This is a genomic window from Methylobacterium sp. CCH7-A2, from assembly GCF_001557075.1.
GTDB classification, from domain to species: Bacteria; Pseudomonadota; Alphaproteobacteria; order Rhizobiales; family Beijerinckiaceae; genus Allobosea; species Allobosea massiliensis.
This window is the reverse complement of record NZ_LSKN01000083.1, coordinates 1-11,491: the sequence shown is the minus strand read 5'-3', so window position 1 is coordinate 11,491 and position 11,491 is coordinate 1. Positions and strand designations below refer to the sequence as shown.

At 68.1% G+C, this 11,491-nt stretch carries 8 protein-coding genes; all 8 read left to right on the top strand.

Features of this window, described 5'->3' with window-relative positions:
- Nucleotides 1–583 precede the first annotated feature (583 nt).
- The 8 genes from AX750_RS06170 (at nt 584) to AX750_RS06135 (ending at nt 11,475) form a co-directional block, all read left to right on the top strand.
- Nucleotides 584–1,168, top strand: coding sequence for an ANTAR domain-containing protein (locus tag AX750_RS06170; RefSeq protein WP_066717423.1), 585 nt, complete (start codon nt 584–586; stop codon nt 1,166–1,168).
- A 13-nt stretch (nt 1,169–1,181) separates the two neighbouring features.
- Entirely contained in the window at nt 1,182–2,228 is a 1,047-nt protein-coding gene (locus AX750_RS06165) for a CmpA/NrtA family ABC transporter substrate-binding protein (protein WP_066717424.1), read from the top strand.
- Nucleotides 2,229–2,526: 298 nt separating this feature from the next.
- Nucleotides 2,527–3,846 (top strand): CmpA/NrtA family ABC transporter substrate-binding protein, encoded by a 1,320-nt coding sequence (locus tag AX750_RS06160; RefSeq protein ID WP_066717425.1) that lies wholly within the window; start codon nt 2,527–2,529, stop codon nt 3,844–3,846.
- 4 nt (nt 3,847–3,850) lie between these two features.
- Nucleotides 3,851–5,065 (top strand): FAD-dependent oxidoreductase, encoded by a 1,215-nt coding sequence (locus tag AX750_RS06155; RefSeq protein ID WP_066733954.1) that lies wholly within the window; start codon nt 3,851–3,853, stop codon nt 5,063–5,065.
- A gap of 34 nt (nt 5,066–5,099) precedes the next feature.
- Nucleotides 5,100–7,772 (top strand): nitrate reductase, encoded by a 2,673-nt coding sequence (locus AX750_RS06150; RefSeq protein WP_067253770.1) that lies wholly within the window; start codon nt 5,100–5,102, stop codon nt 7,770–7,772.
- A 34-nt stretch (nt 7,773–7,806) separates the two neighbouring features.
- Entirely contained in the window at nt 7,807–8,715 is a 909-nt protein-coding gene (gene ntrB / locus AX750_RS06145; RefSeq protein ID WP_082735095.1) for a nitrate ABC transporter permease, read from the top strand.
- A 12-nt stretch (nt 8,716–8,727) separates the two neighbouring features.
- Nucleotides 8,728–9,519, top strand: coding sequence for an ABC transporter ATP-binding protein (locus tag AX750_RS06140; protein ID WP_066717430.1), 792 nt, complete (start codon nt 8,728–8,730; stop codon nt 9,517–9,519).
- A gap of 162 nt (nt 9,520–9,681) precedes the next feature.
- Nucleotides 9,682–11,475, top strand: coding sequence for a NirA family protein (locus AX750_RS06135; RefSeq protein WP_066717433.1), 1,794 nt, complete (start codon nt 9,682–9,684; stop codon nt 11,473–11,475).
- Nucleotides 11,476–11,491 lie beyond the last annotated feature (16 nt).

Genomic DNA, 11,491 nt, shown 5'->3' with positions numbered 1-11,491 from the left:
TGGCCCTTAGCTGACGCTCAGAAGGTCCGGTTTCCGGCCGATAGCAGCATGGCCCGCTGCCCGAGACTCCCGCGCACCACTCGGATAGATTCCGGGACGACCTTCGGTCGCCCTCGATTACGGCATGATCGATCATATGGGCCGAGCCTTATAGGCCTTACGCTGGATCGAGGCCGCCTATGTCTTGCTGATCGGCGCTGCGATTCTGCGAATTTGCGAAGCGCTCCATCCCGCTTGGCCGGCCCTGCTTTCGCTTGCTTGGCTTGGTCGGGTGGGAGCCTTCGCCCTGTTCGCCGCCTTCCTACTGGCGTGTCTTCACTGGGCCTCGGCAGAGCGCATAGGCCTGGGCGTCCACGGCACGTTCGCCTGTTGCCCCACAACCCACCACAACGCCGAGCACTGCTGCGCCATCGACTGCAAATAAACGGGGAGGCAAAGCGGCTCTGGGCCTGCGCATTCTACCTTGAGCGATGGCCGCTGCACGTGTCGCAGCCCAGATCATGGACGACTGGCTGACACCGCTCATCGAATGGCATGGTTCGTGAATGGATCTGATCTCAGCCCAAACCCAGTGCGCAGCGGCATGGTGCCCAACCTCAGGATCCTGATCGTCGACGCCAACGAGGTGCGGGCAGCGATCATTGAAGAAGGGCTCCGCGAGGCCGGCTATAGCGAACTCGTGCGAGTCTCCGCGACGACGGGGCTGGTCGCCGCCATCGAGCAGCATGACCCCGACGTCGTCGTCATCGATCTCGAGGACCCCAGCCGCGACGCCCTCGCCGACATGTTCCTGGTCAGCCGCCATATCCGGCGCCCCATCACCATGTTCGTCGACCAGTCGGACTCCGCTTCGATCGAAGCCGCCGTCGAGGCCGGCGTCTCCGCCTACATCGTCGACGGCCTCAAGAAGGAGCGCATGCAGCCGATTCTGCAGACCTGCATCAGCCGCTTCAACGCCTTCCGCAAGCTCCGCGAGGAACTCGACGAGGCGCGCTCCCAGCTCGAGGAGCGCAAGCTGGTCGACCGCGCCAAGGGCATCGTCATGCGCATGAAGAACCTCTCAGAAGACGAGGCCTATGCCCTGCTGCGACGGACGGCGATGAACGAGAAGCGCAAGCTCGTCGACATCGCACGCTCGATCATCACCGCCGCGGAGGTCCTGAAATGACCAAGGTGCTGCCATGACACTGCATCTGCGGGTCGGCTTCATGCCGCTGGTCGACTGCGCGCTGGTCGTGCTGGCCAAGGACGAGGGCTTCGCCGAGGCCGAGGGGCTCCATCTCGAGCTGGTGCGCGAGGTGTCCTGGTCCAATCTGCGCGACAAGCTGAATGTCCGGCTGTTCGACGCAGCCCATATGCTCGGCCCCGCCGCCATCGCCGCGACGCTGGGGGTCGGCGGCGTCCGCGCGCCGATGGCGGTGCCTCTCGCGCTCAATCTCGACGGCGCGGCGATCACGGTTACGCTGCGCCGCTACGAGGAACTCGCCCGCCTCGCCGAGGGCGACTTGGCCGATACCACGGTTTCCGCGCGCGCGCTGGCGGCTTTGGTGGCGCGGCGCAGGGCCTCGGGCCTGCCCCCCCTGACGCTGGCGGCCGTGTTCGGCTTTTCGAGCCACACCTATCTGATCTGCGAGTGGCTGGCCAAGGCAGGGCTCGTCCTCGGAACCGATATCGGTTTCGAGGTCGTGCCGCCGCCGCAGACGGTGGAGGCCCTGCGCAGCGGCCGCGTCGACGGCTTCTGCGCCGGAGCGCCCTGGAATGCGGCGGCGGTCGCGGCCGGGGTCGGTGCGATGGTCCACACCAGCACGGATCTGCGGCGCGATTGCCCCGACAAGGTGCTGGCCTGGCAGGCCGATGATCTGGAGCGCCGGCCCGCCGCGGTGCAGAAGCTCGCGGCGGCGATCCTGCGCGCCAGCGACTGGGCCTGCGAACCCGCGAACATCCCCCGCTTCGCAAAACATCTCTCGGCGCCCGACCGGCTCGCACTGCCGGTCGATATCCTCGAGCCTGTTCTGCGCTTCAACCTGCTGCAGGGCGCCGGACGGCCCCCGCGTCAGGTGGAGCGCTTCATCCGCTTCGATCGCGAGGCCTTGCGGCCCGTTCCGGAGCATGCGGCCTGGATCCTGGCGGGGATGGAGAAGGCCGGACAGATCGTCCAGACCCCGACCATGCTGGAGCAGGCGAAGGCGGTCTTCCGGCCTGCTGCCTTTCCGGGCGAAACCGTCTGACTGGCGCGAAAATGGGCGGCCGCGCCTGATTTGTGCGCTGCACCCGCGCTGAGGCGGACGACCACCCTGCACCGCGAACCCCGCGCAAGTTGTTGTAATTCCAGACTGCGGGGTCCGCCGAGCCGGCTGGCACAATCCTTGTAGGGTTGTCAGCGACGCGGCCAACGCTGCCCGCGCTATCCTCCGAACCGGAATTGCACAGCAACGCCGCTGTCGAACGTGCCCATGGGCGCTTTCGCGCGGCGTTTTTCGTGTTCGGCGGCAGGCGGGCCTTCCTTCGCAAACCGAGAGGCGATCGATGACGAACACAACCGAGACCAGCAAGAAGCCCGCATCCCTGAATGCCGGCCGTCGCCGGCTGCTGAAGCTCTCGGGCGCCGCCGCGCTGCTGAGCGCCGCCCGTCTCGCACTGCCGTCGGGGGCCTTCGCGCAGGGCGCGGGACCCGAGATCAAGGGCACGCGGCTCGGCTACATCGCCCTGACGGACGCTTCGCCGCTGATCATCGCCAAGGAGAAGGGTCTCTACGCGAAGTACGGCCTGCCCGACATGGACATCGCCAAGCAGGCGAGCTGGGGCGCGACGCGCGACAACATGGCGCTCGGCTTCAAGAACAACGGCATCGATGGCGGCCACATCCTGCGCCCGAAGACGCATCTCTATTCCACCGGGAAGGTGATGCAGAACAACCAGCCGCTGCCGATGTACACGCTGCTCAACCTCAACGAGGACGGCCAGGCGATCTCGGTCTCCAACGAGTACAAGGACCTCAACGTTCAGAAGGATTCCTCGCCGCTGAAGCTGGCCTTCGAGCGCAAGAAGGCGGCCGGCAAGGAACTCACCGCCGCCATGACCTTCCCGGGCGGGACCCATGACCTCTGGATCCGCTACTGGCTCGCGGCCGGCGGTATCGACCCCGACACCGACATCAAGGTCATCACCGTGCCGCCGCCGCAGATGGTGGCGAACATGAAGGTCGGCACGATGGATTGCTTCTGCGTCGGCGAGCCCTGGAACGAGCAGCTCGTCAACCAGAACATCGGCTACACCGCGCTGACCACCGGGGAACTCTGGGCGCGCCATCCCGAGAAGATCCTGGGCATGCGCGCCGACTTCGTCGACGCCAACCCGAAGGCGACGCAGGCCATCCTGATGGCGGTGATGGAAGCCCAGCAATGGGCCGACAAGCGCGAAAATCGCCAGGAACTGGCCGAGATCGTCGGCCGGCGCCAATGGTTCAACGTGCCCGTCAACGACATCAACAAGCGCCTGCTCGGCGACATCAATTACGGCAATGGCCGCGAGGTGAAGGGCACCAATCTCCAAATGAAGTTCTGGGGCGAAGGCGGCTCGTCGTCCTACCCCTGGAAGAGCCTCGACACCTGGTTCGTCACCGAGAACATCCGCTGGGGCAAGTTCGAGCCGACGATCGACATCAAGGTGCTGGTCGACAAGACCAACCGTTCCGACCTCTGGCGCGAGGCGGCCAAGACGCTCGGCGTCGCGGGCGCCCCGACCGCGGATTCCCGCGGCTTCGAGACCTTCTTCGACGGCGTGAAGTTCGATCCGGCCGCGCCGATGGACTACCTCAAGGCCCTCAAGATCAAGCGGGTGGCCTGAGCCGATGGCCGAGCCCCTCGTCATCGTCGGGAAGGGCATGGCCGCGACGCGGCTGGTCGAGGAACTTGGCCAGCGCGCGCTCGGCCGCCATGCCATCGCGGTGATCGGCGAGGAGCCGCGGCTGGCCTATAACCGCGTCCTGCTCTCCCCGCTGCTGGCCGGTGAGATCACCGAGAGCGAGATCGAGCTGAAGCCTGCCGCCTGGTGGCAGGCGCGTGGCGTTTCGACGTTCTACGGACGCGGCGTCGCGGCCATCGACCGCGCCGCCAAAACCGTGACCCTCGTGGACGGCGCAACGCTGCCCTATGGCCAGCTCGTTCTGGCCACCGGCTCGAAGCCGGTCAGACCGCATCTGCCGGGCATCGACCTGCCGGGCATGATGACCTTCCGCGACATGGCCGATGTGCGGACCCTGCGCGAGGCAGCCCACCACGGCGCGCGCATCGTCGTCATCGGCGGCGGACTGCTCGGCATCGAGGCGGCTTATGGGCTGTCGCGCAGCGGCGCGCGCGTAACGCTGCTTCATCTGGTCGACCGGCTGATGGAGCGCCAGCTCGACGCCGAGGGCGCGGCCTTGCTGGCCGAGGCCGTCGCGCTGCGCGGCATCGATCTGAAGCTGGGCGCAGCCACGCGAGCCTTCATCGGGCGCGATCATGTCGAGGCTGTCGAACTCCAGGACGGCACCGTGCTGCCCGCCGATATCGTCGTCATCGCCATCGGCGTTCGGCCCAATACCGCACTCGCCGAAACCGCCGGGCTCAGCATCGACCGGGGCATCCTCGTGGACGACGCGATGACGACCTCTGACCCTGCCATCTTCGCCATCGGCGAATGCGCCCAGCATGACGGCAGCGTCTACGGGCTGGTCGAGCCGGCCTATGAACAGGCCCGGGTACTGGCGCGGCGTCTTGCGGGCGAGCCGGCAAGCTATCGCGGCTCGCTGCTGGCCACCAATCTCAAGGTCAGCGGCATCGGCGTCTTCTCGGCCGGGGCGTTCGAAGCGCACGAGGGCGCGCAGACCATCGTGCTGCGCGACCGCGCGACTGGCCTCTACCGGAAGTTCGTCATCCGCGACGGCCGGCTCATCGGCTGCGTCCTCGTCGGGGACACGCAGGGCGCGCTGTTCTACCTCCGGCTGATCCGCTCGGGGCAGGACATTTCGGCGATCCGCAGCGAACTGCCCTTCGGTGAGCCATACTGCCTGGCGGAGGCGGCTTGAGATGTGCCGCGACGTCGATCAGCCCGGGCCGCCCATGCCCCCCGCAGCCATCCGCACGACCTGCCCCTATTGCGGCGTCGGCTGCGGCGTTCTCGCAACGCCGGATGGGCGCGGCGGTGCGGCGATCGCGGGCGATCCGTCCCACCCCGCCAATCTCGGCCGGCTCTGCTCCAAGGGAGCCGCGCTGGGCGAAACGCTCGGCCTCGGCTCGCGCGTGCTGCATCCGCTGCGCCGCACGGCATCCGGCAGCTACGAGCGTGTCGGCTGGGAGGCGGCGCTGGATTCGGTCGCCGACGGGCTCAAAAGCGTCATCGCCACGCATGGGGCGGACGCCGTCGCCTTCTATCTCTCCGGGCAGCTCCTCACCGAGGACTACTACCTCGCCAACAAGCTGATGAAGGGCTTCATCGGCTCACCCCATGTCGACACCAATTCGCGGCTCTGCATGGCCTCGACCGTCGCCGGCCAGCGCCGCGTCTTTGGCTCCGATACGGTGCCGGGCAGCTATGAGGATCTCGACTCCGCCGATCTGATCGTCCTCGTCGGCTCGAACGCGGCCTGGTGCCACCCGGTCCTGTTCCGCCGGATCCAGCAGAACCGGGCGCAGCGCGGCGCACGCCTCGTCGTCATCGACCCGCGTGCAACCGCTACCAGCGAGGACGTGGATCAAGTTCTCCGGCTGGCGCCCGGTTCCGACACGCTGCTCTTCGCCGGTCTCCTGGTCCATCTCGCCGATCGCGGCCTGACCGACGCGGACTACCTCGCCCATCATGTCGAGGGCTTTGAGGCCGCCCTCGTCAATGCCCGCGAGATCGCGCCGTCGCTAGAGGCCGTTGCGCGCGGCACGGGGCTCGACGAGACCGAGATCGCCGCCTTCTACGCACTCTGGGGCGAGACGCCCGCCGTCGTCACCGCCTGGAGCCAGGGCGTCAACCAGTCAGCGCAGGGCACGGACAAGGTCGCGGCGATCCTGCATTGCCACCTCGCCACCGGCCGCATCGGCAAGCCGGGTTGCGGGCCTCTTTCCCTGACCGGCCAACCCAACGCCATGGGCGGGCGCGAGGTCGGGGGGCTGGCCAACATGCTCGCCGCCCATATGGGCTACTCCGCCGCCGAGATCGACCGCGTCCAGCGCTTCTGGAACGCGCCCCGGATGGCGCAGGCCGAGGGGCTGAAGGCCGTCGCGATGATGGATGCCGTCGAGGCCGGGCGCATCCGCGCACTCTGGGTGATGGCCACGAACCCGGCCGTCTCGCTGCCGCGGGCCGACCGGGTGCGGGCAGCGCTCAATGGCCTCGACCTCTTCGTCGTCTCGGAGAACGTGCTCTCCAACGACACGCTGGCGGCCCGCCCGCATCTCATCCTGCCGGCGGCGGCCTGGGGCGAGAAGGACGGCACCGTCACCAATTCGGAGCGCCGCATCTCGCGCCAGCGCGCCTTCCTGCCGCTGCCCAGCGAGGTGAAGCCGGATTGGTGGATCATCGCGCAGGTCGCGCAGCGTCTGGGCTTCGCCGACGCCTTCGCCCATGCCGGCCCGGCCGCGATCTATGCCGAGCACGCCGCGCTCTCGGCCTTCGAGAACGAGGGCCGCCGCGACTTCGATATCGGCGCCCATGCCGGTCTGACGAAGCACGCCTATGACGCGCTCCAGCCGGTGCAGTGGCCTGCTCCCGCCGCGCGGCCGCTCGGCACGCCGCGCCTCTTCGCCGAGGGCGGTTTCTTCACCGCCGATCGCCGCGCTCGGATGGTGCCGCTCGCTGCCCCTGCGCTGGCCAGCGCGACCAGCAAGGACATGCCGCTGCTGCTCAACACGGGGCGCCTGCGCGATCACTGGCACACGATGACGCGCACCGGGCTCAGCCCCCGGCTCAGCGCCCACAGCACCGAGCCATCCGTTCAGATCCACCCCGAGGATGCTCGCCGCTACGGCCTGACTGGGGGCGGCTTCGCCCGTATCGCCAATGCCCATGGCAGCGTCGTGCTGAAGGTCGCGCTCGATCCTGGCATGACGCGCGGCTCGCTTTTCGCGCCAATCCATTGGTCGGCGCAGACCGCCTCGCATGCCCGCATCGGCGCGGCCGTTCAGGCGATGTGCGATCCCTGGTCCGGCCAGCCCGAGATGAAGGCGACGCCCTCCTCGATCGAACCGGTGACCTATGCCGCGCAGGGCTTCGTGCTGTCGCGGGACGCCTTCCTGCTGCCCGAGGGCAGTTGGTGGTCAAGGCTGGCTGTCGAGGGCGGAGAGGCTCGGCTCTTCGCAACGGATGCCGGGCCAGCCGAATTGATGGCCGCCGTCAGGGCCCGCTTCGAAGAGGCGGACCTGACCGAGTTGGTCGACAAGGCCGGTGGCGCCTATCGCTGCGCCGTCATCCGTGAGGGCCGCCTGCTCGCGGCGCTGCTTCTCGCCCCCTTCGGCGGCCTGCCGCTCTGGGACAGCGTGAAGCGCGCCTTCGGTGATCCCGCGGCGCTGCCGGATAATCGCCTCGCGCTACTGGCCGGCCGCAGCCTCGACGGCGCGTCCGATCCCGGCCCGACCGTCTGTGCCTGTTTCGGCGTCGGCCTCGCGGCGATCCGCGCCGCCTTCGCCGGGGGCGCCACGAGCCCCGACGAGATCGGCCGCCAGCTCAAGGCCGGGACCAATTGCGGGTCCTGCCTCCCCGAAATCCGCCGCATCGGCGCGCAGGCGCGCGCCACGGTCGCGGCATGAAGCCCCTGCGATGCGACAACCAGAGGAGAATCTGATGGGTCGGGCCGTCCTGAAGGAAGTGGAGACGGGCGCGACGGTGGTCGCGCTGCCGGGCGCCAAGCCCGGTGTGGTGCCGCTGCCGGCGCCCGCGCGCAAGCCTCTCTCGTCCAGGCTGCTGCCCTGGCTCAGGGCCATCCTCGTCCATGTGCTGCCGCCGCTGGTGACGGTCGCGCTGATCGCGCTGTTCTGGCAGATCGCCGCGTCGGGCCCGCAATCCTCGCTGCCGCCGCCGACCAAGATCTGGGAGGAGGCGAAGGACCTGATCGTCGAGCCGTTCTACTGGGCGGGCTCGCAGGACATCGGGCTCGGCTGGCGCATTCTGGTCTCGCTCCAGCGTGTGGCCATCGGCTTCAGCCTCGCGGCCATCGTCGGCGTTCTGCTGGGTGCGCTCGTCGGCCAGTCGGTCTGGGCGATGCGCGGGCTTGATCCGATCTTCCAGGTGCTGCGCACCGTGCCGCCGCTGGCCTGGCTGCCGCTGTCGCTCGCGGCCTTCCGCGACAGCCAGCCCTCGGCGATCTTCGTGATCTTCATCACGGCGATCTGGCCGGTGATCATCAACACCGCGGTCGGCATCCGCAACATCCCGCAGGATTATCGTAACGTCGCGCAGGTGCTGCGGCTGAACCAGGTCGAGTTCTTCTTCAAGATCATGGTGCCCTCGGCGGCACCCTACATCTTCACGGGCCTTCGGATCGGCGTCGGCCTGTCCTGGCTCGCCATCGTCGCGGCGGAAATGCTCACCGGCGGCGTCGGCATCGGCTTCTTCATCTGGGATGCGTGGAACTCCTCGCGCCTCTCCGACATCATCGTGGCGCTCGTCTATATCGGCGTGGTCGGCTTCCTGCTCGACCGCCTGGTCGCCTTCGTCGGCGCGATCGTCACCCGCGGCACGATCGTGAACTGAAAGGGATCGACGATGAGCTATCTCAAGATCGACCATGTCGACAAACGCTTCCAGCGCGGCGCCGCCACCACCGAGGTGCTGAAGGACATCAGCCTCGAGATCGAGAAGGGCGAGTACATCTCGGTCATCGGCCATTCCGGCTGCGGCAAGTCGACCCTGCTGAATATCATCGCCGGCCTCACCCCGGTCAGTGCCGGCGCCGTGCTGCTGGAGAACCGGGAGGTCCGCGATCCCGGCCCGGAGCGCGCCGTAGTGTTCCAGAACCACTCGCTGCTGCCCTGGCTGACGGTCTACGACAATGTCGCGCTCGCGGTGAACAAGGTCTTCGGCGGTCGCAAGTCCAAGGCCGAGCGGCATGACTGGATCATGCACAATCTCGACCTCGTCCAGATGGCGCATGCGAAGGACAAGCGCCCGGCCGAGATTTCGGGCGGCATGAAGCAGCGCGTCGGTATCGCCCGCGGCCTCGCCATGGAGCCGAAGATCCTGCTGCTGGACGAGCCTTTTGGCGCGCTCGACGCGCTAACCCGCGCGCATCTGCAGGATTCGATCATGCAGATCCACGCCACGCTCGGGAACACGATGATCATGATCACCCATGACGTCGACGAGGCGGTGCTGCTCTCGGACCGGATCGTGATGATGACCAACGGCCCCTCCGCCCGTATCGGCGAGGTGCTCGACGTCCGGCTCGCCCGCCCGCGCAAGCGGCTCGATCTGGTCTCCGACCGCACCTACATCGCCGCCCGCGAGGCCGTGCTGAAATTTCTTTACGAGCGCCACCGCTTCGTCGAGGCGGCGTGAGCCCTTGATGCCACCCTCCGCGTCATCCCGGACGCAGCGAAGCGGAGCTTCGGGATTCATGATTGAGCGCCGTCGAGCCCTCCGATGGATCCTGGGGCAAGCCCGGAATGACGGTTCACGTTGGGGAGACGGGTTCACCCCACGACCCGGAAAAGCAGAGCCATGAGCGACGACTTTACCCCCGAACAGAAGCGCTATCTCGAAGGCTTCATGTCCGGCATGCAGTCCGCCCGCACGGCGCGGGGGCTGGGCCCGCTCGGCGGTGGGGCGACGCAGGCGGCCGCGCCGTCGGGCCCCGATCGCGAGCATCTGGAGGCGCAGGCCCGGCAGGTCGCGGCCGGCCGCAAGCTCGCGGAGCAGGAGAAATGGAAGGCGGCCGAGCATCCCTTCGATGCCTATGCACGCTTCAAGCAGCAGGCGGGGGCCGGCATCTATCCCAAGCCGGACGACAATTTCCGCTGGCGCTATCACGGGCTGTTCTATGTAGCGCCTGCCCAGAACAGCTATATGTGCCGCCTGCGCATCCCCAACGGCATCCTGACCTCTTGGCAGTTCGAGGGCGTCGCCGATCTCGCCGAGCGCCTGGGCGGCGGCTACAGCCATGTCACCACTCGCGCCAATCTTCAGGTCCGCGAGATCACGGCCGAGAACGGGCCGGCCTTCCTGGAAGGGCTCGTCGATCTCGGCCTGACCGCCAAGGGCTCCGGCGCCGACAACATCCGCAACGTCACCGGCTCGGCCACTGCCGGCATCGACCCGCTCGAACTGCTCGATACGCGCCCCCATGCCCGGGCCTGGCACCACCACATCCTCAACGACCGCTCGCTCTACGGCCTGCCGCGCAAGTTCAATGTCGCCTTCGACGGCGCCGGCTCGATCGCGACGCTGGAGGACACCAACGACATCGGCTTCCAGGCTGTCGAGGTGCTGGACGGCGCCAGCTTCGAGGGACAGCCCGTGGCGCCCGGGATCTGGTATCGCCTCGCGCTCGGCGGCATCACCGGCCACAAGGACCTCGCCCGCGACACCGGCGTCGTCGTCGCGCCCGAGGATGCGATTGCCGTCTCGGACGCGATCCTGCGCGTCTTCATTGCCCACGGCGACCGCACCGACCGCAATCGCTCGCGGTTGAAATATGTTCTCGACGCCTGGGGCTTTGAGCGCTTCCTCGCTGCCGTCGAGGAAAAGCTGGGCCGCCGCCTGATCCGGGTCGAGAACGCCTTCGTGGCGCCGCGGCCGGTTTATGACCGGCTCGCCCATATCGGTGTCCACCGCCAGCTCCAGCCGGGCCTCAATTGGGTCGGCATGGCGCTGCCCGTGGGCAAGCTCACAGTCGCGCAGATGCGCGTCATCGCCGCCGTCGCGCGCCAATGCGGCGACGGCGACATCCGCCTCACCGTCTGGCAGAACCTGCTGATCTCCGGCGTGCCCGACGCGAAGGTCGAGGATGTGCTGGCCCATCTCCAGGCGGCGGGGCTCTCGGCCGAGACGTCGATCCTGCGGGCCGGGCTGATCGCCTGCACCGGCGCGACAGGGTGCAAATTCGCCGGCGCCTACACCAAGGAGGATGCGCTCGCGATCGCGGCGCATTGCGAGCCGCGGATCACGCTCGACCAGCCGGTGAACATCCACCTTACCGGCTGCCACAACTCCTGCGCCCAGCACTATATCGGCGATCTCGGCTTGATCGGCGCCAAGGTCCCGGTCGGCGACGAGGGCGACACGGTGCCGGGCTACCACGTCTTCGTCGGTGGCGGCTTCGGCGTCGAGGGTGGCATCGGCCGGGAATTCCGCACGAATGTGAAGGCGGAGGAGGCGCCGGCTCTTGTCGAGGCGATCCTGCGCACCTGGCAAACGCATCGCGCCGCGCCCGATGAGAGCTTCGTCGCCTTCGCCCGCCGCCACGAGATCGCCGCGCTGAAGGCGCTCGTCACGCAGACGGGGGATGCTGCATGACCGTCCAGACTGCCAG